Raw genomic sequence first — 26986 nt, forward strand, 5'->3', positions numbered from 1 at the left:
GCAGCCATGAGTCCCTCACGTCCGTTTATCCAGCGCCCGGTCGCCACCGCGCTGCTGATGCTGGCCATTGTGCTGGCTGGTTTGCTTGGCTTTAAGCTGCTGCCGCTGTCAGCCCTGCCGCAAGTGGACTACCCCACGATTCAGGTGCAAACGCTATACCCTGGCGCCAGTCCTGATGTGATGGCCCAGACTGTGAGTGCGCCGCTAGAGCGCCAGTTCGGCCAGATGTCTGGCTTGGAGCGCATGAGTTCAACCAGTTCAGCCGGCGTCTCCTTGGTCACGCTGCAGTTTGGACTAGGCATCGCGCTAGATGTGGCCGAGCAAGAAGTGCAGGCCGCGATTAACGCCGGCGGCTCCTTGCTTCCAGCCGACTTGCCCGCACCACCGGTTTACGCCAAGGTCAACCCAGCGGATGCGCCGGTGTTGACGCTAGCCATTACCTCGGACAGTCTGCCGCTGACCGAGGTGCAAAACTTGGTTAATACGCGCTTGGCGCTCAAAATCAGTCAAGTTTCTGGCGTCGGTTTGGTCACTCTCAGCGGTGGCCAGCGTCCTGCCGTGCGAATACAGGTTGATACCCGTGCATTGGCTTCCTTCGGGCTGGCACTGGACTCTTTGCGCACTGCCATCTCGGCCGCCAACGCGAATGGTGCAAAAGGCAGTATTGACGGGCCTACCCGCGCTTACAGCATCAATTCAAACGACCAACTGCTCACCGCCCAAGACTATAAAAGCCTGATTATTTCTTACCGCAACGGCGCGCCGGTGCGGCTTGGCGATGTGGCCAAGGTAATTGACAGCGCGGAAAATAATTTACTCGGCGCTTGGAGCGGCAACACGCCCGCCATTATTTTGAATGTGCAGCGCCAACCCGGTGCGAATGTGATCGCCACGGTGGATGCCATCAAAGCGCGCCTGCCCGAGTTGCAAGCCGGCTTGCCAGCGAGCCTAAAAGTCGAAGTCCTTAGCGACCGCACCAAAGGCATACGCGCTTCTGTTTTGCATGTTGAGTTTGAATTAATGCTGGCCGTGCTGCTGGTAGTGCTGGTGATTTTTGCTTTTTTGCATAGCCTGCGCGCCACCATCATCGCCAGTTTAGCCGTGCCGATTTCGCTGATTGGCGCTTGCGGCGTGATGTATTTATTGGGCTACAGCTTAAATAATCTAAGCCTGATGGCGCTGACGATTGCCACTGGTTTTGTGGTCGATGACGCCATCGTGATGATTGAGAACATCTCCCGCTATATCGAAGAAGGCGAAGCGCCCATGGCCGCCGCGCTCAAAGGCGCGAGTCAAATTGGTTTTACGATTATTTCCCTGACCGTGTCTTTGCTCGCCGTGCTGATACCGCTGGTGTTTATGGGCGATGTGGTGGGCCGGTTGTTTCGTGAGTTCGCCATCACGCTAGGCATCACGATTTTGATTTCTGCACTGGTGTCTTTAACGCTAGTGCCCATGATGTCGGCGCGCTGGCTTAAAGCGACAGCGCCCAAAACAGCGGCGCAAAAAGGCCGTGCGCAGAAATTTTTTGACGCCGTGATGATTCGCTACGACTCGGCTTTGGTCTGGGTTTTTAAGCGCCAAGCACTAACCCTGCTGGTGGCTTTATCGACTTTGCTGCTGACGGTTCTGCTTTATGTGCTCATTCCCAAGGGCTTGTTTCCAACCCAAGACACGGGTCAGTTGCAAGCTAGGCTTGAGGCCGCGCAATCAGTCTCTTTTGCGCGCATGGCTGAACTTCAACAAGCCGCTGGCCGGCTGATTTTGCAAGACCCGGATGTTGCGTCGCTTAGCTCTTTTGTCGGCGTAGATGCAGCGAACAACACCATGCTGAACAACGGCCGAATGTTGATAAATCTCAAATCTGACCGAGTCGGCACGCAGCAAGAAACCATGGATAGATTGCGGCGCAGCGTGCAGACGGTTGCTGGCATCACTTTGTATTTGCAGCCCACCCAAGACTTGACCATAGACGCGGAAACCGGCCCGACTCAGTTTCGGGTTTCAGTAGAAGGCGCGAACAATAATTTAGTCGTGTTGTGGGCTAACAAACTAGCCCAACGCATGCGCGAGTTACCCGAGTTGCGCAACGTAGCATCTAGCGCTGGTGCGACCAGCGCCTCGGCTTTCATCACGGTTGACCGTGACACGGCAGCGCGCTTAGGCATTTCTACTGCGTCGATTGATGATGCGTTTTACAGCGCTTTTGGCCAACGCATTGTGTCTACTATTTTTACTGAGACGAATCAGTACCGGGTCATCTTGGAAGCCATGCCGGGTCAGCACAACACGCCCGAATCGTTGGGCAGTTTGCAGCTTAAAACCGGCGCTGGTGGCACCACGCCGTTGTCGGCCATAGCCAGTATTGATGAGCGTCAAGCGCCGCTGCAAATCACGCGTGTCGCTCAGTTCCCCGCCACCACACTGGGTTTTGATACCGCGCCCGGTGTTGCGCTGGGTCAAGCGGTTGAGAAAGTTCGACAAGCCAGCTTAGACATCAAAATGCCGGCCAGCGTCAGCGTGACTTTCTTGGGTGCAGCTGGTGCTTACCAAAACTCGCTGGCGAACCAGCTCTGGCTGATTTTGGCCGCAGTCGTATGCGTCTACATCGTGCTGGGTGTGCTGTATGAAAGTTATATCCACCCGCTGACGATTCTCTCTACTTTGCCGTCAGCTGGTGTGGGTGCTTTGTTGGCGCTGATGATTAGCGGCTCTGACTTAGGCGTGATTGGCATCATCGGCATTATTTTGCTGATTGGCATAGTCAAGAAAAACGCCATCATGATGATTGACTTTGCCATAGACGCCGAGCGCACCCAAGGCAAGTCAGCGCAAGAGGCGATTCACCAAGCGGCTTTGCTGCGCTTTAGACCGATTCTCATGACCACGCTGGCAGCGCTGTTCGCTGCCTTGCCCTTGATGCTGGGCTGGGGCGAGGGCGCAGAACTACGCCGACCGCTGGGGCTGGCGATTTTTGGCGGCTTGATTTTGAGCCAGATACTCACGCTGTTCACCACACCGGTTATTTATCTGGGCTTTGATCGTTTGGCCAAGCGCTTTAAATCCAAGGACAGTGCGTGAATCTCTCCGCACCATTTGTCCGCCGCCCGGTCGCCACCATACTGCTGACGGTTGGTATGGCGCTGGCCGGCATAGGTGGTTTCTTTTTGCTGCCTGTCGCACCCTTGCCGCAGGTGGATTTTCCGGTGATCTCGGTTAGCGCTTCGCTGCCCGGCGCGAGTCCGCAAACCATGGCCACGAGTGTGGCCACGCCGCTAGAGCGCCGGCTTGGTGTGATCTCCGGTGTCAATGAGATGACGTCTTCGAGCAGCAATGGCTCGACCCGCATCAGTTTGCAGTTTGACCTGAACCGCAAGATAGACGCTGCTGCGCGCGAGGTGCAGGCGGCGATTAACGCCTCCCGCGTTGATCTACCCGCTTCGCTGCGCAGCAATCCGACTTACCGCAAGATCAATCCGGCTGATGCGCCCGTCATTATTTTGGCGCTGACCTCTAAAACCCTCTCGCCCGGCCAACTCTACGATCAAGTCTCCAACCTTTTGCAGCAAAAAATTGCGCAGGTCGAAGGTGTTGGCGATGTGGAATTGGGCGGCGCATCGCTGCCTGCTGTGCGGGTTGAATTATTGCCGTTTGCACTGAATCAATATGGCGTGAGCACGGAAGATGTTCGTGCCGCGCTGCAAGCTTCAAACGCCAATCGCCCCAAGGGCGCAATTGAAGGCCAAGGCCGGCGTCTACAAATCTACTCGGGCGCAAATATCGCCAATGGCGGCCTGAAAGCGGCAGATTATAAAAATTTAATCGTCGCTTGGCGCAATGGCGCCGCCGTGCGTTTGTCCGATGTAGCCAGCGTGATTGACGGGGTAGAAAACACCAACGCACTAGGCCTTTTTAATGGCCAGCCCGCTGTTATCGTGCTGGTCACGCGCCAGCCGGGTGCAAATGTGATTCAAACCGTGGACGGCGTGCGTGCCTTGCTGCCGGAATTGCGCTCGCAACTGCCTGACGGTGTGAATCTTGATGTCGCCACCGACAGCACTAATTCGATACGCGCTTCGCTGCATGAGATTGAAGTCACGCTGCTAATTTCCATCGCTTTAGTGGTGCTAGTTGTTGGTGTTTTCCTGCGCAACTGGCGCGCCACTTTGATACCGGCAGTCGCCACAGTGGTCTCATTGCTAGGCACTTTTGCGGTGATGTATTTACTCGGTTTTAGCCTGAATAATTTAAGCCTGATGGCGCTAACGGTGGCGACTGGTTTTGTCGTCGACGATGCCATCGTGGTGTTGGAAAACACTACTCGCCATATTGAAGCGGGTATGGACCGTTTTAAAGCCGCACTGTTGGGCGCGCGCGAGGTTGGCTTTACCGTGTTGTCGATCAGTTTGTCGCTGGTGGCGGTTTTTATTCCGCTGCTGTTTATGTCCGGTCAGATCGGACGACTGTTTCGCGAGTTCGCCGTCACGCTCTCGGTTGCGGTAATGATTTCGCTGCTGATCTCGCTCACCACCACGCCCATGATGTGCGCTTGGCTGCTCAAAAATAAAGACCAAACCGATGCCGACCAAGGCGTAAAAAAAGCCGGCTTTTTGGCCTTTGTGCCGCGCTATTTAGAAACCGGTTTTACGCGTTTGCAGCGCAGCTATGAAGTCAGTTTGGACTGGGCATTGCACAGCCGAAAAATCGTTATGTTGTGCTTAGTCGCGGTGATTGGTTTGAATGTTTATTTGTATACAGCCGTGCCCAAGGGATTTTTTCCGCAGCAAGACAGCGGCCGAATTACGGGCGGCATACGCGCTGATCAAAGTATTTCGTTCCAAGCCATGCAGGGCAAGCTCAAGCAATTGGTAGACATTATTCGGGTTGATCCTGCTGTTGCTACCGTGGTTGGTTTTACCGGCGGCGGGCGTGCTGGCGGCGGCTTTATGTTTATTACTTTATTGCCAGCCGATCAGCGCACCGAGTCTGGTCAAGCCGTGATTGCGCGGCTACGCCCATTGCTGGCCAAGGTAACGGGCGTAACCTTGTTTTTAAATCCGGTGCAAGATTTACGCGGTGGTGGGCGCTCCAGTAATTCGACTTACCAATACACGCTCAAAAGCGACAGCGCAGCAGACCTCAAACTCTGGTCCAACCGCCTAGCCGATCAGATGAAGCGCCAACCCGCATTGATTGATGTTGACAGTGACCAGCAAGAAAACGGCGTTGAAACGATGGTCACGGTGGACAAGGACAGTGCTGCGCGATTGGGCGTGACCTCTCGCGATGTAGACAACGCGCTTTACAACGCCTTTGGCCAGCGCCAAGTCGCGACGATTTACAGCGATATCAATCAATACCATGTGGTGATGGAAGTCGCGCCTGGCTTTATCCGTAGCCCAGAGTCGCTGCGCGATATTTATGTGCCGTCACGGCCGGTTGCTAACAGCAACACAACTTCCAGCGCAGCGCCTAACAACATCGTCAACCCTGCGCTGCGCGATCAGTCTACTGGTCAAGCATTGGGTGCTTCGCCCAACATCATGGTGCCGCTCTCGGCGATAGCGACTTTTTCAGAAAGCGCCAAGCCTTCTTCAGTCAGCCATCAAGATGGCGAGCTGGCCACTACCGTGTCTTACAACTTAGTCGAAGGTTTTACCCTCAACGATGGCCAAGCCGCAGTCGCCCAAGCCGAGGCCGAGATCGCCATGCCGAGCAATGTGCGCGGCAGTTTTCAAGGCTCAGCCCGCACTGCAGAGCAATCGCAAAGTCAGCAGCCGCTGTTAATCCTTGCCGCGCTGATAGTGATTTATTTGGTGTTGGGTGTTTTGTATGAAAGTCTTATCCACCCCATCACAGTCATTTCGACCTTGCCATCGGCGGGTATTGGCGCGCTGTTAGCGCTATTGATCTTCAAACTTGATTTCTCAGTCATAGCCTTGATTGGCGTTTTTCTCTTAATTGGCATCGTTAAGAAAAATGCTATTTTGATTATTGATTTTGCGATTGAGGCACAGCGTGCGCGTGGTTTGTCGGCCATGGAAGCGGTGCGCGAAGCGTGTTTGCTGCGCTTTCGTCCGATACTCATGACAACGCTTGCCGCCGCCTTAGGCGCGCTGCCGTTAGCGATTGGTTTTGGTGAGGGCGCAGAGTTACGCCGGCCACTCGGCATTGCGATTATTGGCGGGCTGATTGCTAGTCAATTGCTCACGCTGCTGACCACGCCGGTGGTCTATGTGTTAATGGACAAGCTGCGCCGCCCGGGCCAGTCCGAGCATGATTTAAGTCGCCAGTCTCAAGATGCCGATCAGTCCTTAAGCATGTCGAGCGAACCTTCGCCAACGCCATGAACCTGTGAGTAATTCCATGCGCCCGTTCCCGTTTTTATCTTTCTTTCGCGCCACACCGCTGGCATTGGCCAGCTTGGCTTGGCTAGCTGGTTGTGCTGTTGGTCCCGACTACCAGCGGCCCAACGCGCCAGAGCAAGCCAGTTTTAAGCAGGCCGAGGGCTGGACCAGCGCCGCACCAGCCGATGCGCTGTCGCGTGGCCCGTGGTGGGAGCTGTTTGGCGACCCGGTGCTGAATCAGCTGGCCGCTCAGGTTCAAGTCTCCAATCAAAACGTCGCCGCAGCCGTGGCCGCCTATGCGCAAGCCCGAGCACTGGTGCAGGTGCAGCGATCGACGATTTTTCCGGCCGTCACGCTCAGCGGTGGTGCGACGCGTTCGGGCAGTGGCGGCAACACCATCGTCAACAGCAATGGCACGGTTTCCAGCGGTGGGCGTGTGGCGAATAACTTCCAAGCCAGTCTAGGCGCTAGTTGGGAGCCTGATGTGTGGGGCCGACTCGGTCGAGCGGTGAATGGTGCTGGCGCCACCGCCTCAGCCAGTGCGGCTGACTTGGTCACTGCAACGCTATCGGCCCAAGGCGAGTTAGTGGTTAACTACTTATCGCTGCGCCAGTCCGATGTGCAAAAAGCCTTGTTATCCCAAAGTATTGCGGCTTACGAGCGGGCTTTGCAGGTCACACAAAACCGCTACGCCGCCGCCATAGTTTCCAAGACCGATGTGCTGCAAGCGCAAACCCAACTGGCCAATTCACGTGCTGATGCGGCAGGTCTGGACAGACAGCGTGAGCAGTTTGAACACGCTATTGCGGTGCTGCTCGGCCAAGCGCCCGGCAACTTTAGCCTTGCACCTTTAAGTCTTTTAGCCATGCAAGTTAACGCACCAGTCGTGCCGGAGATACCGCTAGGTTTGCCCTCGACCTTGCTGCAGCGCCGACCGGATATCGCTGCCGCCGAGCGCCGCGTGGCGGTTGCCAATGAACAAATCGGGATTGCCAAAAGCGCGTACTACCCAAGTTTTACGCTCAATGCCTCAACCGGCTCTGGCGCTAGCCGCGTGGCCGATTTGTTTAGCGCGCCCAGCAGCTTGTGGTCGCTGGGCTTGTCAACAGCGCAAAGCGTTTTTAATGCCGGTGCTACCAGCGCCAGAGTGGACGCCGCACAAGCCGCACAAGCCCAAGCTGTCGCGCGATATCGGCAGACTGTGCTGAGCGCTTTTCAAGGCGTTGAAGACCAGCTTTCTGCCAGCCGAGTATTGGCTGAGCAGCAGCTGCTGCGCCGTGAGGCAGCAACTTCTGCCGACCAAGTAGAGCAACAGATTTTGAACCGCTACACCAGCGGCACGATTGCTTATACCGAAGTGATCACGGCACAGATCACCGCACTGAGTGCACGCCGCGCATTGGCCCAAGCCACGGCCGACCGGCAGACGACCGCGGTGGCGTTGATACAGGCTTTGGGTGGCGGCTGGGGCGGTTTGGCTTCGATGCAAACCGCGCCCTGAAAAATCTGCTGCTGTGGTCAGTTTGTTTTCAAACCGCAGACTGCAGATTATTTACCGTTGATGGCCAGCAACTCAATTTCAAACACCAAGGTCGCGTCTGGCGGTATCGTGCCGCCAGCGCCGCGCTTGCCGTAGGCAATGCTTGATGGGCAGGTCAGCTTGGCTTTGCCGCCAATCTTCATCAGCTGCACGCCCTCAGTCCAGCAAGGGATGACGCGGTTAAGTGGGAACTCGGTGGGTTCGTTGCGTTTGTAAGAGCTGTCAAATTCGCGGCCGTCCGGAAAGCTGCCGCGGTAATGTACCTTGACCGTATCGGTCGCTTTTGGGCTAGCACCAGTGCCGTCTTTGAGTGATCGAAAAACCAAGCCGCTATTGGTGACCATGGCATTGGCTTCTTTGGCCGAGGCGGTCAGAGCCGCATCCGTTTGTGCCCAAGCGGCGGGAAGTAGCGCAATGCTAGAAGCGGCCAAAAGGCCTAAGGCTGCAAGGCGTGGCAGTAAACGCATGAAAAATCCTTTGTGTGGAGTGTCTCGGGCAGGCTTGCCCTAAGCTGGCTTTGAGTTTACCTGTGGACGCAGTCAGGTGTTTATCCTACGAGCGAGTCGGCCCCTAACTACCGGAGTATTTTTCGCTGCGTGATACTTTAAAAGGCTGCACTGTTTTTTGAAAGTACCAGCACGCCATGCCACTCATTACCTACGTCGTTGAAGACAATCCCGTGATCCGCGAAAGCTTGATCTCTACGCTTGAAAAGATAACGCCGGTCAATGTTGTTGGCTTTGCGGATACTGAAAGCCAAGCCAATAACTGGCTCTCTTCGCATCCCGGTGAGTGGCAGCTGGCGATAGTCGATTTATTCCTCAAGCAAGGTACGGGGCTGGGTGTTCTCAAGAGTTGTCAGCAGCGCAAGAAACATCAAAAAGTGGTGGTGCTGAGCAACTACGCGACTGGCGAAGTGCGCCGCCGCTGCGCCGAGCTAGGCTCGGACGCGGTGTTTGACAGCGCCAGCGAATTGAATCTTTTATATGACTATTGCGCCAGCGTTAATCGGGCGAATACTAAAAGTTAATGCCGCAATAACAACTGTCAAGGTCTAGCTACCAATTTTCTCCTGGCTCTTTTGTCAAAGGTCCAAAGCAGGCATTAAGAGACTCCGCACTGCACACCAAGAGTAAATTTCCCGCCGGACTCAGTTGTATAAAACGGCTTCGGGTTCGGTCTTGTGTAGTCGCCTCTTGATTTCCTTTAGCGCTCGTCGTTAGAGTTTTGTCAGCAAGTAAATTGCCAGCGCAATCGGGTTTTCCGTTATCGCTTATCAGTGTTTCCAGCACACGGTAAAAACCCGCTGCACTGGGCGACTGACTGATTTGATAAGTCCACTTACTGATAGATTTTTCGCTAATGTCCAGCAGTTCTCCATCACGTTGGTAACGCAAGGTCTCGTTGCAACTGCCGTCAAACTGTTTCCAACTCCATTGACCTCTGAGTGGATTGGCTGATCTAGGTTTAATAACGGGTGTTGATGGTTGGGTTGGCGTTTGGGCATTGGCTTGTGACAAAGACACTGCAAACAGCAACGCGCTGACAAAAATGCCAAATGTAAAAGTTGGATATTTCATATTTTCAAAATCTTTTCCTAGGTTGAGATTCAAGGCGCATGCAGTCGCTCAACTTTCCACCAAGCTGGCAGTAATGCCCGTACTTCGGCCTTATTAAAGCGGTCATCCATCAGGTAGATCACACCCATGTCTGACGGTGTGCGTATCACCCGTCCGGCGGCTTGCACGACTTTTTGCAGGCCCGGGTATAGATAGGTGTAGTTGTAGGCCAGTATGGAATGCGTGGCTTGACCCGATTGATTCATATAACTGGCCAAGCGATTTTTCATTTCTTCATTGATGGCGTTGACTTGCGGCATGCCTAAGGTGGCGATGAAAGCGCCGATCAAACGACGACCCGGCAGATCCACGCCTTCAGCAAATGCGCCGCCCAATACTGCAAAACCTATGCCTTGAGATTGCGCGCTAAAACGGGCTAAAAACTGATCCCGACCGGCCTCGTCCATCTGCCGTGTTTGTGACCAACAGCTAATGAAGGGGTAGCGCTGTTTAAACAGTTTTTCGAGTTTTTCCAGGTAGTCGTAGCTACTGGTAAAGGCCAAATAATTGCCCGGCTCTGTTTGGTATTGGCGCGCCATCAGGTCGGCAATGCGCTCAAGCGATGCGTCCCGATGTTGAAAGCGCGTCGATATATTGCTCACCGCTGCGACTTTTAATTGTGCCGCTGTGAATGGCGAGTTGACGTCTATCCAAGCGCTGTCATCAGGCAGGCCTAGCGTCGTGCGGTAGAAAATACGTGGACTCAAAGTCGCAGAAAAAAGCGTCACCGTTCGGGCCAATAAAAAGCGCGGTGCTAAAAATGGCGCGGGCAGTATGTTGCGTATGTTTAGCACTGCGCAGCCTTGGGCAAGCGCGAGTGGCTGATCGGGCTTATCCAGCAAACTGATGTCAAACAGAGAGTGCGGACCAAACGCATCAGCCATGCGCGAGAAATGCAAAGCCTCAAAATAAAAGTCTTGTAGCGCGCCGTCCATGCGGGTTGGATTGGCGAGCATGAAGTCGGTGATATTGCTCAGCGCTAGTTGCAGTGTTTTAAGAAAATCAATCGGTATTTCTGGATACACCTGCCAGACAGCAACTTGCGTTTTGTGCAACTCGCTCAAACTTTTATCTAACCGTTCTAATACTTTTTTAACCGCCTTGGGTGCGGTTGCATGCAGTGCGCGCAGCACACTCTGATCCATGCTGGCCGAGTACATTTTGCGGCCGCGTTCGAGCAGATTGTGAGCCTCGTCTACCAGTACGCTGACCCGCCATTGCCAGAGCTGGCTCATGGTGAAAAGCATGGCGCTGCTGTCAAAGTAGTAGTTGTAGTCGCCCACTACAACGTCGCTCCAGCGCACCAATTCTTGACTCAAATAATAGGGGCAGACTTGATGCGCCAAGGCCAATTCGCGCAGCCTAAATTTATCCAATATTGAGCCGCTTTGTGCGTGCAAAACAGCCGCACTGCGGGCGGCTGGCAAGCGATCGTAAAAGCCACGCGCCAGTGGGCAGGAGTCGCCATGACAAGCCTTGTCTGGGTGTTCACAAGACTTCTCGCGAGACACCAGCTCTAACGCTCTGAGCGGTAACGCGCTGGCTTGCTGGAGCAAGCCCAGCGCTTCTAATGCAAGTTGTCTGCCGGGGGTTTTAGCGGCCAGAAAAAATAGCTTGTCTTGGCGCTGCTTAGGCATGGATTTGAGCAGCGGAAACACCGTGCCTATCGTCTTACCAATGCCGGTAGTGGCTTGGGCTAGCAGGCAAACACCGGCGTGACTGGCTTTGTAGACGGCTTCGGCGAGTTCGCGTTGACCGGCTCTAAACGCTGGGTGGGGAAACTTCAAGTCAGTCAGCGCTACATCGCGTGCCAGACGGTGGGCTAATTCTTGTTCTGCCCAAGCTAAAAAGCGTTCACAGTGCAGCTCAAAAAAATGTCTCAAACTCAGTGCATCAATACATTCGGTGATCGGCGTTTCTTGCAGACTGGCGACATCAAAATAAACCAACGACAAATTAATCGCGTCCAAGCCTTTTTGCTGGCACAGCAACCAACCGTAAATCTTGAGTTGAGCCCAGTGCAGCGTGCGCCGATTCTCGGCCATGTTGTGAAGGTCACCTCGGAAGGTTTTGACTTCTTCCAGCAAATTGAGCGCCGGGTCATAGCCATCGGCGCGGCCACGCACTACAAGGCTTTTATAGTGGCCTTCTAGGCTGACTTCCGTCTCGTAACCTTCGGGTCGGCGCGAGGCCACCAACGCGTGACCGGCCATGCCTTCTTGTGCAGAAGGAGAGGGCGTAAAGCGCAGGTCTAAGTCACCGTGTTTGGCGGTAAATTCGCAGAGTGCACGCACGGCGACGGTATAAATTGGACTTGAGGTCATGGGGTGCTAAGCGGTCGGCGTAATCTACGCCCTGGGCTATCGTAGCTTGCGAATAGTTTTGTTCGTCGCTCTGACTAAATGCCCCAGCATGGCGGTGTCATCAGCAAAGACCATAATTGTCTGTATTGAGTCTGAATCAAGTAAAAAATACTATGCTAAAAATAAACCCCGACCGTTACGGCGTTATTGCCCAGACTTTTCATTGGGCCACTGCGGTTTTAGTGCTGATTGCATTTATCTATGGATTGGGCGGCAATGAGATGCGGGTTTATGACGCTGCCCACGATTTTCAGCGCATGCTTCACGAGACATTGGGAATGAGTGTTTTGGCGCTGGTGGTGTTGCGTCTGCTTTGGCGTCTGCTGGATACGCGGCCAGCACCAGCGGCTGCACCGCGCTGGATGCGTTTGGCATCGACCGCAGTGCATGGACTTTTGTATGGGCTGCTGATGGCTTTGCCTCTGACTGCGATTTTTGGTGCTTGGCTAGAAGGCCATTCGTTGACGCTGCTCGCTGGCGTGAACATCACCTCGCCATTACCCCTAGCGCATGCGTTGGGTCAGAGTCTGGCGGAGTTTCATACGCTCTTGGGCGACGCCATCATGATCCTCGCTGGCTTACATGCAGCGGCGGCCATATATCACCACTTGGTGCTTCGAGACTGCGTACTTAAAGCTATGTTGCCGGTTTGGTTTAAAGTTTGGCAGCCAAAAAAGCGTTGGTTTTAGTTTTTAAAATTTGTCATCAATGCGTGCAATTTCGAAGGAAATTAGCATCCGTTTGAATAAAAATTTCAGGGCTTATTCATGGCCTTATTGAATTCTTCTAGCGATAAAAAACCGTCCTTGTTGGTATCGGCTTCGTCGAAATATTGGGTGACTTTACGAAACAGCTTGGCTTCATCGCGGCTGACTTTACCGTCACCGTTACTGTCCATGAAGCCAAACGCACGCTTAACTTCTTCTGCGCTGTAGCGGGGCGCTACTTGCTCTGCGTCGGGTTGGTTATCCGGAGTTTGTGCACGTACGTCGCCGGCGATAAAAAACAGTATTGCGCTGCCTATGACAAAGGCGGTCATCAGACTGCTTAAATAAAAATACAGTGCGGTAGATGTCGGTGCTGGTGCGGCCATGCAGATTGGGGTTTGATTGCAGCGCATTGAATTGAGGTTTTCTTGAATCATTTTTTATACAGGGCCAGCACTTTTTATCAGTCTGGCCCTTTTTATTTCAAATCTAACAGCTTAAAAAATTAAGCTTCTATTGTTGCCATGTCGATGACAAAACGGTATTTAACATCACCCTTGAGCATGCGTTCGTAGGCGGTGTTGATCTCACTGATTTTGATTTGCTCAATATCAGACAAGATTTTGTGCTTAGCGCAAAAGTCCAGCATTTCCTGTGTCTCTTTAATGCCGCCAATCAGCGAGCCAGCCAAGCGGCGGCGCTTTAGGATCAGGTTAAAAACAGTGGGTGATGGATGTGGTGTTGCAGGTGCGCCGACCAGTGTCATGGTGCCGTCGAGCTTGAGCAGGACTAAGAAAGCATCCAAGTCATGCGGTGCGGCAACACAGTTCAAGATGAAGTCAAAGCTGTTTAAGTGCTTGGCCATTTCATCTTCGTTTTTCGAGACCACGACTTCTTTGGCACCAAGACGCAACGCGTCCGCGCGCTTGCTTTCTGAGGTGGTGAACAGCACAACGTACGCGCCCATTGCCGCAGCAATCTTCACGCCCATGTGACCCAGACCACCCAGACCGACGATACCTACTTTGTGGCCTGGGCCAACTTTCCACTGATGCAGTGGCGAGAAGGTGGTGATGCCGGCGCACAGCAGAGGTGCTACAGCAGCCAAGTCAGCTTCTTTGTGCGAGATGCGCAGCACGAAAGATTCGCGCACCACGATGTGGTTGGAGTAACCACCGTAGGTATTTTCGCCAGTGCCTTGCGCTGGGCTGTTGTAGGTGCCGGTAAAGCCGTTTTCGCAGTATTGCTCTAGGCCATCGGCGCAAGTCGCGCAATGCTGGCAGCTGTCGACCATGCAGCCAACGCCGACCAAATCACCGACTTTAAATTTAGTCACCAAGTCGCCTACCGCAGAGACGCGGCCGACGATTTCATGGCCTGGCACGACTGGGTAATTGCTTGGTCCCCATTCGCTGCGTGCGGTGTGCAGATCTGAATGGCAAACGCCACAAAACAACACGTCCATTGCGACGTCTAATTGGCCGGGTTCGCGGCGTTCGAGTTTGTAGGGTGCCAGTGGTGATGTAGCGGTGGTGGCTGCGTAGGCTAGTGCTTGTGTCATGTGGGGTTTCCTAAGTTTGGAAAGAAATAAGACTTAAAAATTAGTCTTCTACTAAAAGACGAGTGTTTTTGATAAAAATCGAAAAACTAAGGGTTCATCCTAGGCTCTTTCTTTAATCTCTGTGTCTGCTTTAAGACTGGCCGCATGACATAGACTGATATTTTTTCAGTATTTCCACCGCTTTTTTTAAAACGATTAGGAACGCTACTAAAAGTGTTTTTCCCAGTGAAAGGCCGTCCCTGAAAAGGTAAAACCAAGCCTTGAAATAGTTTTATATTCATTAAAATTGCCAGTCTTGCACAATCAGGCAGACGACACTGTCCTACAAGCCATTGAGAAAGAGACCCATGAAAATCCGTGCCGCAGTATTAAAAGCCATTGGCTTGCCCGCTCCTTATGCCCAAAGTCGGCCTTTGCAGATTGAAGAAATCGAACTCGCACCGCTGCAGTTTGGTGAAGTTCTGGTGCGTATTCGCGCTGCTGGTCTGTGTCACTCTGACTTGTCCGTGATCTCCGGCGACCGACCTCGGCCCGTGCCCATGGTGCTTGGCCATGAGGGCGCTGGTGAAGTGGTGGAATGCGGGCCAGGTGTCACAGACCTCAAACCCGGCGAGCGTGTGGTCATGGTTTTTATGCCCAGTTGCGGTTGCTGCGTGCCCTGTGCTGAAGGCCGACCGGCTTTGTGCGAGCCTGGTGCTGCTGCCAACGGCGCCGGTACGCTGCTAGGCGGTGGTCGGCGTCTAAGCCTTGGCGGCGAAAGTGTTAACCATCATTTAGGCGTGTCTTGCTTTGCCGAGTACGCCGTGGTGTCGCGCCGCTCTTGCATTCGTATTGATGCGGATATCTCGCATGCAGAATCGGCCTTGTTTGGTTGCGCGGTGCTCACCGGCGTCGGTGCGGTGGTGAATACCGCGCGGGTCCAAGCTGGCACGACGGCTGCAGTGTTGGGGCTGGGTGGTGTTGGTTTCAGTGCGCTAATGGCGGCAGTCGCAAGCGGCGCGCGTGAGGTAGTGGCGATAGATTTGAGTGACGACAAACTCAAACTCGCCCGCGAGCTGGGTGCAACCGCCACTTTTAATCCCTCTAGCCAAGATTGTGCGGATGAGATTCGCGAGCTAACCCGCGGCGGTGTGGACTATGCGTTTGAAATGGCCGGCGCGATACCGGCTATGGAGTTAGCTTGGCGCATCACACGGCGCGGCGGCAGCACCATCTCGGCCGGTTTGCCGAATCCGGCGCTGCGCTTTCCCTTGTCGCCCGTCACACTGGTGGCAGAAGAGCGCACACTGCGCGGCAGCTATATCGGTTCGGCCGTGCCGGCACGCGATATTCCGCGCTATGTTGACATGTACCAGCGCGGCAAATTACCGGTCAATAAACTGATGGGCCAGCAGTTGGCACTAGACGATATCAATGCCGGGTTTGACCGCTTGGCCGGTGGCAATGCGCTGCGAGATGTATTGGTGTTTGATTGATTTTTTAATCGACTCAAGGCTAAAGCGCAAAGCGCAAAGCCGAAACGCAAGGCTAAAGTGCAAGGTCAAAGCTCAGGTACAAAGCCTTACAAATGAACTGCTTGATCACCGATGTTGCTTATGTTTGTCGCAACTTGTGCGACATGCTAAACAATAAAGGTGATGGTTATGGACAGCAGTGCATACGATAGGATTATTAAAAACCTGTGCTTGACTTGCGGCATCGACGACTGGCCTGCAGTAGCGCGTAGCGGTCATATTTTGTTAGGTGAGCGGGTGGTTGGACTAATCCATGACGCAGACAACACTGAGTCTTGCGAGTTGTCGGTGTACGTTCAACTCGATCCGGTCTACCCCAGTCAAACGCCAGATATGTACCGCCATTTACTCAGCGCAAACTTGACTCAGACGCAAAATTTAAAAGGCTATTTTGGTCTCCATCCTGATACCGGCAATGCGGTCTACTGCATGCGTTTAGAGATGGATTTGGCACAGCAAGAAACTGATTTGTCTGAGCTGCTCAGAGACCAGACCAACACAGCCGCGCGACTGCTGGAGGCGTTAAATTTCAGAGCCTTGGGAGGTTGAAAAATCATGCTTAATCGACTCAGTAGATTCGCCGTTAGTACGCCACTAGCAACCCCGCTATCTCGGCTGTCCCGGCTGCCTCAGCAAGCGCTCTCACCACATGTGTCGTCGAGTTTGAGCGTGCCGCTGCGTCTTACTTCAAATTGCTTGTTCAAGGGTTTGCAAGTCAAGCCTGAAAGTCATTTGTCCACTGGTTTGAGTGCAGTAATCAAGCCGCTCGCTAGCAGCAGCACACGACTTTTTTCAAGCGCGTTAAGCAATCCTCGCGATCTGCAACTGATAGCCACGGACGTGAAGACTCGCATGGAGCAGTTTAGATTTTGCGACAAACCTACGATAGATCAGAGCTCTTGCCTCAAGGACGGCCGTCAAGTGCAAGTGCGCAGGCTCAATGCCATGGATGCTGACTTAATCTGCGACTTTTATGCCAATGCTGGTCCTTGGAGTATGTTTGACTCTCTGGCCAGTCCTAAAAATAAAGTCAGTAATATTTGCGACATTATTTTGAATGCTGCAAATATTGGCAATGATGCTTTGGTCGCCATAGTCGGCGGAAAAATTGTTGGAGTGAGCGAGTACGAGGACAGAGTCGGTGATATGGAAGTGGCAATTAACAGCGATATGCTGTACGACTCAGGCTTGGATGCCAACGAAGTTTGTGTTGCGAAAACCATGGTCGTACAAAGCCTGCGTGATTTCGGTGTTGGCACTGCGCTCAAGCGAGAACAAATGCTCAGTGCTAGGAACGCTGGCTACGAAGCCATCGTGAGCCTAAGTCGGAACCCCGCCATGCTGCATATCGTGACAAAGATGGGTGGCTTTACAAGTCAGTATGATTTAGGCAGCGTATGGAGTCTGATTGATTTGCGCGCCAGCAAAGCACCAGTTGCATTGCCTGCGTTAGCCATATTGTCCAGACCCAACGTGGGGCTGATTTCAATGCCTCGAACAGAAAAATCTGACCAAGATGCACTGCTGAGTAAAGTTAAGAACGAGTAAAAATTAAAGTCGCCAATCGACGGTTGAGCGCAAAAAATTATTTCGGTAAGCGCACTACGCCCTTGGGTTTAGGCGGCACCACGGTTTCAACTTCTGTGATCACGCCACCAACGGCCACACTACCCGTGCTTTTGCCTTCGCCCATGACCCGGGCGCGACAGTCTTTTTTATCATCGCCAATCAGACGCTCACAGCGAATCAATGCGTTGGCTTTATAGCCCTGGTTATCTTTTCCCAGCAGCCCAGCTTTTTTATCTGCATTAGCATTTTTTGCTTCGAGCAAGCAGTCTGCGCGTGACTGCTGACTTGTGCCGTTGTTGCAAGCGGCTTTCTCGCTAACTACGCTACCGGTGTCGTCAATGCTAATTTCACCAGCGATAACGTGAACGCTGGCTGCCGCCATTGCCAGCACTACAGTCATGCCAAAAGCTGCCAAGCCCTTGGTGATGCGATTTTTTTTAATGCTGGTGTTATTTTTCATGGCGTATTTCTTGTGATGTGTTTTTGTGATGTGTATTTGTGACGTATTTTTTGTGGCGTATTTTTTTTGCTTGCGTTGACGGTCTTTCAAACCGTTAAACCTAGTATAAAAACAACATTGATTTTTTCATGCAGGCTCAGGTCTTGCGCCGCTGCTTGCTATACGCCCGAGTGCCTGTAGGACAGTCGCCGTGAGAATGCTTTTTGACTGTGTTGCCACCGCCGTTTTAGGTCGACCAGATACGTGGGTTGCTAGGCGCTAGTGCCCAAAAGTGGCTGCGCCAGACTAAGCGTATTTGCCGCAGCAAGTCCATCGCTGGCTCTACCATTGGCGAGAGTACTCTGAGCACTACGATTTGTGGGTCGGGGCTGCTAACACCAGACATTGCGCAAAGACTATGGTTTTTAATTACCTCGTGGGCAACTTCCAAAGCCTGTTGGCGCCGCTGTTTGCCTAGCTTGCTACCGGCGGCAAAGAACAAAGTTGCTATGCAGCGCTGGCCGGCTAAACCGAGCGGACTATTCATTAGCAGTTCATCCTTGGCATCGATTTGCGCGCGCTCTAGCCAAACACCGGGAAGCTCCAAGTGTTGGCAGAAACTTCCGGCGTCAAACGGTTTGCCCGCTGCTGGCAGACCCAGCGCAGTGATGTCCCAGGCCAGCAGTTCAGCACTGGGCGCGAGGCTGGCGCTTAAGCGGTTTTCGGCTAGGCAACCGCTGTAGCAAATCGCTTCTAGCGGCAGCCATTGAAGACGTGAATTTTCTGCTAATTGAAGGCTAGTCGTTTGCAGTGCGGGCTTGCCTTCAGTGCGATAAAAGCGGCTTGCGCCCGGAGTTGTTACTAGGCCGTGACTGCCTGCGGCCGCAGAAAAATTCAAGCTTAAACTGTCGCCGCCCACTAGTCCGCCGGGCGGGTGAACAATCACGTTGTGGCAAATAGCATCGCCTTCCGGGTAGAGACTTTGCAAAATTCGCAGCGGTCCTTGATGTTCAAAGCGGGCCACGCTTTTGCCGGCTTCTAAGCTGTAGTCAAGTTTTAAAGAGGCGTTCCATGTCATGCTAAAAGTGTAGTGCGGCCAATTGTCTTTTTCTGCAGTTTGCAAGCATTAGGAAAAGGCAGTGGTCTTAACGTTAAGTGAGTAAATCTATCAGCACCCGCGCCGATACTTTGGTCGCAGCGCTTAAATCTTTTAGTGCTAGAAGTTCCGCTGCGCGATTGGCATTTGACGCTAGTAAGCTGCGCGGTACAGCGCTGTAAATCACGCCACCTTTTAGCCGGGTGGGGTGTCGGTGGGTACTTTGATGCGCTACTGCTAAAAACTGGGTGGATCGTGAAAATTTGCATCTATCCATTTACCGACTGGTCGTAGATTGCGCTGGTCTGCGACGTGGTCACGATCTGTCCTGTGCCGTTTGGTGGATTAAGTTTGAGAAGGCTTCTATGGCCAGTTGTATGTCGTCGCTAGTGCTCGACTCCAACGGGTTGTGACTGATGCCGGCATTCTCGCCGCGCACAAACAGCATCGCTTGCGGCATGATTTTGTGCAGTTTCATGGCATCGTGACCGGCGCCACTATTCATAGCGTAAGGTGTGACGCCGATTGCCGTTACCGCGTTTTCCCAGCGCTGTTGCCAGTCGGGTGCGCTGGGCGCGGCGTCTACTTTGACGGTCATTTCAAACGTGTATTGCAAACCGCGGCGCGCGCAGATGGCTTTGAGTTCAGCCAACACGTCGTTTTCTAGAGCGTCGCGTTGTGCGTCTATTGGTGCGCGCAAGTCTAATGAGAATTGGCACCGGCCGGGGACCACGTTGATAGAGCCGTTGGGCACAGTAAGCATGCCTATTGTGGCGACGCAACCTAGGTTTTCTGCGGCGCGCTTTTCGACATACAGCAGTACTTCAGCGCTTGCGGCTGCGGCATCGCGTCGGCTTGCCATCGGCGTCGTGCCAGCATGACTTGCAAGGCCGGTGATCTCGCACAAATAGCGTACTTGGCCGTTAATCGATGTCACTATGCCCAAGGGTAAATCGAGCGCGTTAAGAACTGGGCCTTGCTCTACATGCACTTCCACAAAACCCAGATAATTTTTAGCGTCGCGTTGGATAGCAACGATCTCTTCGCTTTTTAGTCCGGCCTGCTGCATGGCTTGGTGCATGCTGATGCCGTCGCTGTCTTTTTGTTCTAGCCACTCAGGTTTGAAGTCACCCGTCAGTGCGCCCGAGCCCAAAAAAGTTGCCTTGTAACGCTGGCCTTCTTCTTCCGCAAAACCCACGACTTCTATGCCAAACGGCAAACGCACGCCGGCTAGGCTTAGCTGTCGTACGCAGGCCATGGGCACAAAAATTCCCAAACGACCATCGTATTTGCCGCCATTTCTGACGGTGTCGTAATGACTGCCGGTCAGTAAGCGTGGTGCTGATTCATCTGCGCCAAGATAGAGGCCCACAACATTGCCAACCGCATCAATATTGACCGAGTCAAAGCCGCAGTCATTCATGGTGGTGGCAATAAAGTTGGTACAAGCGCGGTGTGCATCGGTGAGGTAGGTAACAGTTAGCAGGCCTTGCTCGGCGTAACCTGGATCGCTGTACTGGGACATGGCTTCATGCCAATCCCAGACGTTATTGCCTAAGTTAGGCTGCATACCGAATTTGTCGTTTAGCCGCAGCTCGACGATGCGGTGAATATTGCGTAGATTTTCTTCAAACTCAAAATCTGGGTGGTTTTGCACTCTGCGTTTAAACGTCGCAATGATTTTTTCTTTGCTTTGACCACTGCCGCGTGGACCACGAACGGCGAGTATGAAGGGAAAGCTAAAGCGTTCTTGGTAGTCGGCATTGAGTTGCTGCAACTGCGCCAGTTCTTGCGGCGTGCACTGGGTTAAGCCGGCCGAGTATTGCTCGCTGCTGGACTCTGTGCTGAGTACTTGCGCGGCTTTGTCAGCCAGCAACGGATGGGCTTTTATCAAGGCCATTTTTTCGGCGTGACTGGCTTGTCTAAGAACCGCTGTCATGGCTAGTTTTAAAGCGCTAAGCGATTTAAAAGGTCGTGCTTTGAGGGCTTGCTCAGCAATCCACGGCGAATGTTCATACAGACCGGCGAGTAATTCGTGGGCTTGGTCTGGGCTGGCGTTGTTAATTTGTTCTAAAGAAATATTCATATCAGTCTTATGTTGAGTGCGCCATTTGCTGACGCATTACTGGGACATTTTTGACGCGCTTACAGCGTGTGCTTGCCTATGGCGCAGGGTGAAACTTCTGCCAATGCTGCGCAATCTCGACGCGCTGACAAACCCAGACCCTATCGTGTTTTTCAATATGGTCTAAGAAACGCTGCAACGCACGCATCCGTCCCGGGCGACCCAGCAACCGGCAATGCATGCCAATGCTGAGCATTTTTGGACTCTCCAAGCCTTCGGCATAAAGCACGTCAAAGCTGTCGCGCAGGTAGCAAAAAAAGTCATCTGACTGAGCAAAGCCTTGCGGCAGGGCAAAGCGCATATCGTTGGTGTCCAGCGTGTAGGGCACGACTAAGCGCGGTACTATGCTGGCATCGCTGCGCGTGACTGGCGTCCAAAACGGCAGATCGTCGCCGTAGTAGTCACTGTCATACAGCAGGCCGCCGTCGTCGGCCACTAGGCGGCGCGTATTCGGGCTGTCGCGGCCGGTATACCAGCCCAGTGGCCGGGTGCCAGTGAGGTGCTCGATAGCGTCAAGGCCAAGCCGCATGTGTTCGCGCTCGGTGTCAATATCAATGGTTTGATAGTTAATCCAACGCCAGCCGTGGCAAGCAATTTCGTGGCCTAGCTCGACAATCGCTTGCGTCACGTCCGGACTGCGCTGCAAGGCCATGCCAACACCAAAAACCGTTAGCGCAAGTCCGCGCTTTTCAAACTCGCGCAGCAGCCGCCAAACGCCTGCACGTGAGCCGTATTCGTAAATGCTCTCCATGCTCAAGTGGCGATCGGCAAAGCTGGGTGGATTGGTCATCTCAGACAAAAACTGCTCAGAGCCGGCGTCACCGTGCAGCACAGAGTTCTCTGAACCTTCCTCATAATTGAGCACAAACTGCACCGCGATACGCGCTTTGTTTGGCCACTGGGCATGCGGTGGGTAGCGGCCGTAGCCTGCCATGTCGCGGGGGTAGCTGCTACTCATGCTGGACTTGCCGTGAAGTAGGGAACAGTCGCTTTTGAATCTGAGAAGTTCATAAAATCATCATAGCCGCTGCGGCCTTGACGCATACACTTTGAGGTTTCGCATTGGATACGTTTGTGCGGCTAAAAATAGTGGTAAAAAAATTTAAAAGGATTTGATGATGGGCCTAAGCACACATGTACTAGACACCATGCACGGCACGCCGGCCGCTGGCATGAGAGTCTCCTTTTTTGCGACTGGCACGGCTGGCGACAGGCTCATCAAACGCTTGACGCTCAATCAAGACGGGCGCAACCCGGATGGTTTACTTTTCAGCAGCGAAGACCTTTTGGTCGGCAGCTACAAACTGGTGTTTGATGTGGCCGGCTATTTCCGTCAGCGCGGTGTGCTGTTGCCCGAGCCGGCATTTTTGAATTTGGTGAGTATTGACTTTGGCGTGGCCGACTTAAATAGCCACTACCATGTGCCGCTGTTGGTGAGCCCTTGGAGTTACTCGACTTACCGGGGAAGCTAAGGGCTAAAACAACCATCAAGCGCAAAAATCGTGTTTTGGATGCGGGTTTACATTGCGCAAGTTTTTCTCTGATGTTGCCGGATCGTATGGATTCGGCATTGATTCGGTATGGATTGCGTCGAAGTCAGTCCCGGCAAAGTCGTATTAGTTTTGTCCCTCGGTCAGCGTATCCAACTGAAATTTTCCGCTCGAATGCCAAAGCCAAGTATCGGTATAAATTACCCGGCCCATGCGGTCGGGTGCGGGAAAGGGTGACGCTTGCTCTATCAGGCTAATGATCTCGGCCATCACCTCAGGCGCTTGCGTGGGCGCGCGCCGCCATTCAATGTGGCTAACAATACCGCTGCGGTTGATGTGCACGTCAATCACGCCAATTGCATACAGCAGCGGCGGCAGCTTTCCTTTGTAGATACGCTCAGCATTAAGCCCATATAAATGACTGGCACCGTCTTGGCGGTAGTCGCGTGGGTTGCTGGCACTCGATTTGCGCGCCGAGCCCTTGGTGCCGATAACCGGTCCAGTGACAGCACCCGGAGCAGCAGTCACAGCCGGCTTGACAGCGTCAGATGTGTCGGTTTTAGGCGCCGATTTACAGGCCGAAATAATCGCCCCAACTATCGATGAGAGCAGAGCGCTTAACCAAAATCGTCGGGGAGATTTGTTTGACATTGCATGTCCTTAAGTAAAAGTTCAAGGTCGGCGGCGTGGCCCGGACGAAAAAAAATTAAACATTCGCGCCCAGTTGGCACTTTGTTGGAACTGCCTGGTAACGGCGCTTGGCGTCTGTCTTGCTTGCATTATCAGCTGGTGTTGCCTAGGTTTTTTTATGGTTGCTGGTTTGGGCTTTGGGTTTAGTCTAGGGCAGGCGGTGATCTGGTAGTGTTTTGGCGGCGTTTAAGGCAGTTTTGTCCAAGCTCCAGCGAAACACATTAACTTTTATAGCAGCAGAATTAAAAGCTAACGGTTAACAAATAATCGAATCAAATCAGTATGTTACATTGATTTTTAAAGTAACATACAAAAAAGTATGTAAGGTAATTTATGTCTGAATGGACGTTTTATGGGCGCGGACAATCGCTCGCCGAACTGCGAAAAATAGTGCAGGAACAGCGCTGGTTTTTCTGCCGGATTTCCGGTCGTCGGCGTATCGGTAAAACCACCTTGATAAGAGAGCTGGCGCTCGCTAACAACGAGCTAAGCGCACGCCTGCTTTATCTGCAGATTCCTGACTCAGACGAGCGTGACGTTGCAACTGCGTTTAGGCGAAAGCTTGAAGAATCGGATTACCCCGGGGCCGCCAAACTCGCGCCTGATGTGCGCGATTTCGCCTCAATGGCCCAGGCTATTGGACTGGCGTGTCGCGCCGGAATGCTAGTCGTTTTAGATGAATTTCAATACTTCACACGCGCCAAAATGGCGCCCTTTAACTCCTTCTTGCAAGCTGAGGTCGATGGCTTACGGTTTGATAATTTGAAGGTCGGAGGGCTATTCGTTCTGGGTTCTTTGCAGTCTGAAATGAATGCACTGCTGGAAGACAAAGGCGCACCTTTGTACGGCCGAATCACCCACAAACTAGATCTAGACCATTGGGATTTCGAAGACTTGCTTGACGTATTTTCTAGCCAGTCAGTCAACCACCCTATGCAGTGGTTGACGCTGTGGACGTTTTTTGAGGGCGTGCCAAAGTTCTACCACGACGCCTATGTGCAAGGCCTTTTTGATGTGCCCGCGAGTGCGTTTACTGATGAGCTTTTAAAGCGGATGTTTTTGAGCAGCTCTAGTCCTTTGGCTGACGAAGCCGATACCTGGTTTTTAAGAGAACTCAGAGGCAAATCGGTATCCATTCTTCACTACTTATCCGAGCACTCAGGTTGCTCTCACGGTGACTTGGTTGCGGCACTCAATGACACCGACGAGCCGAATGCCTTAGGCACAAGCCTTGTGCGACTGGTTAAAAATTACGCAATGGTTGACAAACTTCTTCCCATCTTCGCCGACGGTAAAAGCCGAAACGCAAAATACTATCTTTCAGATAATTTTTTACAAGCATGGCTGGCAGTAGGCCGGCCAGCGCGCGAAATTGCTCGCTTGAAGCCAGTAGAAAAAGCCTTGTCAATTTCAATTCCACGCCTCAACGTCTTGGAGGGATTTACTTTCAAAAAGCTCATTCGCAAGCTGCACCTGGAGTGCTCGCGTAAAGGCAAAGGAGATTTTGAACTGACACAGATGAGCCTCGGGTATTGGAATCGTGCAAAGACTTCAGAGCAAAATATAGAAATTGATTTAGTTGCCATTGACGCTGTCAACAAAAAAATTAGATTCGGTTCCTGTCAACGCAGCGAGCACGCGCATGAGGCCCACGTCCTCGCAAAATTCGAGCAGCATATCAGCGGATTTTTTGCGACCCGTGACTACAAGTATTTGGAATCTTGGGTTTGTGAGAAGGTGCTTTTCTCACCTGTTTTCTCGGCGACCTATCGTAGCGATCTGAAATCAAAGGGTTTTGGCTGCTACGACTTAAATGATTTTGCAAGACTTCTCAGAGCCTAAAAATTAGCCTGATTGCTACCAATAAGTGGCGGCTTCAAGTCAATGTTTAAGCTAATATTTTTTTCTAATTTTAAGCCGCTGGCCGATACGTTAATCCATGATTGAGCAACTTTTTCAAACCAACCACGACAGCTGCCAGTCTTTATTAACACGACTGGCACTAAGCCCAGCAGTGCTGGTGACAGTGGTCGCTACTGAAGGCTCAGTGCCGCGTGAAACCGACAGTTGGATGGCGGTGTTTGCCGATGCACTGGTGGGCAGCATTGGCGGCGGGCACTTAGAGCACCAAGCCATGGAACAAGCTTTGCGCTTGCTGCAATCGGGTTTGCGCACGCCGCAAAATTTGCGCATGGCTTTAGGTCCTTCGCTGGGTCAATGCTGCGGCGGCGTCGTTTATCTTTATCTTGAGCCGGTCAACGCTGCTGACTTGCCTGAAATAGAACTGCGCTTGCAACAAGCGCAAAGTTTGACGCCGATAGCCTTGTTTGGTGGTGGCCATGTCGGTCATGCGTTAGCGCGTTTGCTTTGCAGTCTTCCGTTTGCGCTGCGCTGGATAGACAGCCGCGAAGGCATATTCCCCCTGCATCTGCCAAGCCATGTGCGCTGCGAACATTCAGAACCGGTGCAGTCAGCCGTGCGCGATCTTGCAGCGCAGTCCCGCGTCCTCATCATGAGCTTTAGCCATGCGCAAGACTACGACGTATTGATGGCCTGCCTGCAACGTCAGCGCATGCAAGCGGATCTGCCGTATATAGGTTTAATCGGCAGCGCCACCAAATGGGCGACTTTTAAGCACAGGCTAGAAGTACGCGGTTTTACCCAGCAAGAACTCGCCCATGTGACGTGCCCGATTGGAGTCACTGGAATAAGTAGTAAATTACCAGAGGTGATTGCGGTGGCTGTGGCGGCGCAGTTGTTGCAGACTTTGGGATAGTTTTTTATTTACTGTTTGTTTGTTTTATTTTTTTGCTTGGCGGATTCAAGCTTGAAGTGCAACCGTATGCTGATAGGACTCTAACTGTTCCATAAAAACCTGATGCGGCGTTCGATACCCTAAACATTTTCTAGGACGATGATTGAGCCTGTGCATCGCTAAAGCAATGTCATCGTCGGTTATGCAATTAAAGCGCATCCCCTTTGGGAAAAACTGGCGAATCAAACCGTTCATATTCTCGTTCGCCCCACGCTCCCACGAGGCGTATGGATGGGCGAAAAAGAAATCTGCACTCAGCGCAGAAGCTATTCGTTCATGCTGGGCAAATTCCTTGCCGTTATCAGTCGTGAGAGTGTGCACGCAATGAGCGAACGGTTTGAGTAAAGTGATTAACGCGTCCCCTACGGCTTGCGCTGTTTTGAATGGCACGTGGAAAATTATTGAATAGCGAGAGACACGCTCATTAATCGTCACTAGTGCTTGCTTCTGCCCGGCACCAATCACCAGATCAGCCTCCCAGTCGCCAAAGCGCGCACGCTCAAGCACGATGTCGGGTCGCAGTTCTATTGAGACCTGGCGAGAGATGGTGCCGCGCCGTTCACGGCCACTGCTGCGTTTTTTTCGCGTCTTCTGGCAACGCAGTGTTTTATGCAAGGTGCCGCCCGCGCGTTTGTCAGCGTAGATGTACTGGTAAATGCTCTCATAGCTAACACCGGGTTGGTGGCTAGCTTCGAGGTGGCCGCTGATTTGCTCGGGGCTCCAAGCCTCAGCCAACTTTTCCTCCACTACAGCCCATGTCGAGTCAGCAACTCTAGGACTATTGGCGCAGGCAAGTCTACGTTCTTGGGCTTTGTCATTTGCCTGCTTAGGGCGATAGCCTCGTAGACCGCGGTTACGACGCAACTCACGGCTGATGCTCGATTTATCACGGTCCATCATTTTTGCAATTTCACTTTGATTGAAGTTTGCTTTGACGAGGATTGCAATCTGGTAACGTTCGTCACGGGTGAGGTGTGTGTAAATCATTCTGGGCAACTTTGACTTGGTAGTCGGGAAGCTTGGATGCTCTCACATCTCACCCACCCGTACGGTTAATTTCAAAGTTGCACTTCAGACTTGAATCCGCGCTTTAATGAGCAGCGCTGTTGTG

At 52.8% G+C, this 26986-nt stretch carries 22 protein-coding genes; 11 read left to right on the forward strand and 11 right to left on the reverse strand.

Going from position 1 to position 26986, the window contains the following annotated elements; translation table 11 throughout:
• Nucleotides 1-6 precede the first annotated feature (6 nt).
• The 3 genes from HC248_RS03545 to HC248_RS03555 are packed head-to-tail and all read left to right on the forward strand — an operon-like array spanning nt 7 to nt 7848.
• A complete protein-coding gene (locus HC248_RS03545) occupies nt 7-3081 on the forward strand; it encodes an efflux RND transporter permease subunit (RefSeq protein WP_168921299.1) in 3075 nt (1024 codons plus the stop codon).
• Entirely contained in the window at nt 3078-6350 is a 3273-nt protein-coding gene (locus HC248_RS03550; protein WP_168921300.1) for an efflux RND transporter permease subunit, read from the forward strand. Before HC248_RS03545 ends, HC248_RS03550 begins: the two co-directional genes overlap by 4 nt.
• Nucleotides 6351-6366: 16 nt before the next feature.
• Nucleotides 6367-7848: an efflux transporter outer membrane subunit gene (locus HC248_RS03555; protein WP_168923647.1), complete on the forward strand. Its 1482-nt coding sequence runs from the start codon at nt 6367-6369 to the stop codon at nt 7846-7848.
• 47 nt (nt 7849-7895) lie between these two features.
• Here HC248_RS03555 and HC248_RS03560 read toward each other — a convergent pair whose 3' ends face one another.
• Nucleotides 7896-8354 carry an FKBP-type peptidyl-prolyl cis-trans isomerase gene (locus HC248_RS03560; RefSeq protein ID WP_168921301.1) on the reverse strand — a complete coding sequence of 153 codons (459 nt, stop codon included), beginning with the start codon at nt 8352-8354 and terminating at the stop codon, nt 7896-7898.
• A 176-nt stretch (nt 8355-8530) separates the two neighbouring features.
• Between HC248_RS03560 and HC248_RS03565 the strand changes: the two genes are divergently transcribed.
• Nucleotides 8531-8917, forward strand: coding sequence for a response regulator (locus HC248_RS03565; RefSeq protein WP_168921302.1), 387 nt, complete (start codon nt 8531-8533; stop codon nt 8915-8917).
• A 28-nt stretch (nt 8918-8945) separates the two neighbouring features.
• Here the strand turns inward: HC248_RS03565 and HC248_RS03570 are convergent, their stop codons facing one another.
• Both HC248_RS03570 and HC248_RS03575 read right to left on the reverse strand, forming a co-directional pair.
• Complete coding sequence (locus HC248_RS03570) at nt 8946-9467, reverse strand: hypothetical protein (RefSeq protein ID WP_168921303.1); 522 nt, start codon at nt 9465-9467, stop codon at nt 8946-8948.
• A 29-nt stretch (nt 9468-9496) separates the two neighbouring features.
• Nucleotides 9497-11830 (reverse strand): ATP-dependent DNA helicase, encoded by a 2334-nt coding sequence (locus tag HC248_RS03575; protein ID WP_168921304.1) that lies wholly within the window; start codon nt 11828-11830, stop codon nt 9497-9499.
• 152 nt (nt 11831-11982) lie between these two features.
• Between HC248_RS03575 and HC248_RS03580 the strand changes: the two genes are divergently transcribed.
• Nucleotides 11983-12558: a cytochrome b gene (locus HC248_RS03580; protein ID WP_168921305.1), complete on the forward strand. Its 576-nt coding sequence runs from the start codon at nt 11983-11985 to the stop codon at nt 12556-12558.
• A gap of 65 nt (nt 12559-12623) precedes the next feature.
• On the opposite strand, the gene HC248_RS03585 is transcribed toward HC248_RS03580, so the two are convergent.
• Complete coding sequence (locus HC248_RS03585; RefSeq protein WP_238342705.1) at nt 12624-13013, reverse strand: EF-hand domain-containing protein; 390 nt, start codon at nt 13011-13013, stop codon at nt 12624-12626.
• Between the two features lie 68 nt (nt 13014-13081).
• Nucleotides 13082-14137, reverse strand: coding sequence for an NAD(P)-dependent alcohol dehydrogenase (locus HC248_RS03590; RefSeq protein ID WP_168921306.1), 1056 nt, complete (start codon nt 14135-14137; stop codon nt 13082-13084).
• A gap of 347 nt (nt 14138-14484) precedes the next feature.
• Here HC248_RS03590 and HC248_RS03595 point away from each other — a divergent pair, with 347 nt between their 5' ends.
• From HC248_RS03595 to HC248_RS03605, 3 genes are all read left to right on the forward strand, one after another.
• Nucleotides 14485-15612 (forward strand): zinc-dependent alcohol dehydrogenase family protein, encoded by a 1128-nt coding sequence (locus tag HC248_RS03595; RefSeq protein WP_168921307.1) that lies wholly within the window; start codon nt 14485-14487, stop codon nt 15610-15612.
• A gap of 168 nt (nt 15613-15780) precedes the next feature.
• A complete protein-coding gene (locus HC248_RS03600; protein WP_168921308.1) occupies nt 15781-16200 on the forward strand; it encodes a CesT family type III secretion system chaperone in 420 nt (139 codons plus the stop codon).
• A 291-nt stretch (nt 16201-16491) separates the two neighbouring features.
• Nucleotides 16492-17199, forward strand: coding sequence for a GNAT family N-acetyltransferase (locus HC248_RS03605; protein ID WP_168921309.1), 708 nt, complete (start codon nt 16492-16494; stop codon nt 17197-17199).
• Between the two features lie 37 nt (nt 17200-17236).
• On the opposite strand, the gene HC248_RS03610 is transcribed toward HC248_RS03605, so the two are convergent.
• The 4 genes from HC248_RS03610 to puuE all read right to left on the reverse strand — a co-directional run bounded on the left by HC248_RS03610 (nt 17237) and on the right by puuE (nt 21838).
• The gene (locus HC248_RS03610) at nt 17237-17680 is read right to left on the reverse strand and encodes a hypothetical protein (protein ID WP_168921310.1); all 444 of its coding nucleotides are present in this window, start codon (nt 17678-17680) and stop codon (nt 17237-17239) included.
• A 226-nt stretch (nt 17681-17906) separates the two neighbouring features.
• Entirely contained in the window at nt 17907-18737 is an 831-nt protein-coding gene (locus HC248_RS03615) for an urease accessory protein UreD (protein ID WP_168921311.1), read from the reverse strand.
• Between the two features lie 334 nt (nt 18738-19071).
• On the reverse strand, nt 19072-20841 hold the full coding sequence (gene uraD / locus HC248_RS03620) for a 2-oxo-4-hydroxy-4-carboxy-5-ureidoimidazoline decarboxylase (RefSeq protein ID WP_168921312.1): 1770 nt from the start codon (nt 20839-20841) through the stop codon (nt 19072-19074).
• Nucleotides 20842-20917: 76 nt separating this feature from the next.
• Nucleotides 20918-21838 carry an allantoinase PuuE gene (puuE, locus tag HC248_RS03625; protein ID WP_168921313.1) on the reverse strand — a complete coding sequence of 307 codons (921 nt, stop codon included), beginning with the start codon at nt 21836-21838 and terminating at the stop codon, nt 20918-20920.
• A gap of 160 nt (nt 21839-21998) precedes the next feature.
• On the opposite strand from puuE, the gene uraH reads away from it, so the two are divergent.
• The gene (gene uraH, locus HC248_RS03630; protein ID WP_168923649.1) at nt 21999-22352 is read left to right on the forward strand and encodes a hydroxyisourate hydrolase; all 354 of its coding nucleotides are present in this window, start codon (nt 21999-22001) and stop codon (nt 22350-22352) included.
• A 144-nt stretch (nt 22353-22496) separates the two neighbouring features.
• Here the strand turns inward: uraH and HC248_RS03635 are convergent, their stop codons facing one another.
• The gene (locus HC248_RS03635; protein WP_168921314.1) at nt 22497-23021 is read right to left on the reverse strand and encodes a hypothetical protein; all 525 of its coding nucleotides are present in this window, start codon (nt 23019-23021) and stop codon (nt 22497-22499) included.
• 372 nt (nt 23022-23393) lie between these two features.
• On the opposite strand from HC248_RS03635, the gene HC248_RS03640 reads away from it, so the two are divergent.
• The gene (locus tag HC248_RS03640; protein ID WP_168921315.1) at nt 23394-24902 is read left to right on the forward strand and encodes an ATP-binding protein; all 1509 of its coding nucleotides are present in this window, start codon (nt 23394-23396) and stop codon (nt 24900-24902) included.
• A gap of 97 nt (nt 24903-24999) precedes the next feature.
• Entirely contained in the window at nt 25000-25836 is an 837-nt protein-coding gene (xdhC, locus tag HC248_RS03645; RefSeq protein ID WP_168921316.1) for a xanthine dehydrogenase accessory protein XdhC, read from the forward strand.
• A gap of 45 nt (nt 25837-25881) precedes the next feature.
• Here xdhC and HC248_RS03650 read toward each other — a convergent pair whose 3' ends face one another.
• The gene (locus tag HC248_RS03650; RefSeq protein ID WP_168921224.1) at nt 25882-26862 is read right to left on the reverse strand and encodes an IS30 family transposase; all 981 of its coding nucleotides are present in this window, start codon (nt 26860-26862) and stop codon (nt 25882-25884) included.
• Between the last annotated feature and the right edge of the window lie 124 nt (nt 26863-26986).

The organism is Polaromonas vacuolata, from assembly GCF_012584515.1.
Classification (GTDB): Bacteria; Pseudomonadota; Gammaproteobacteria; order Burkholderiales; family Burkholderiaceae_C; genus Polaromonas; species Polaromonas vacuolata.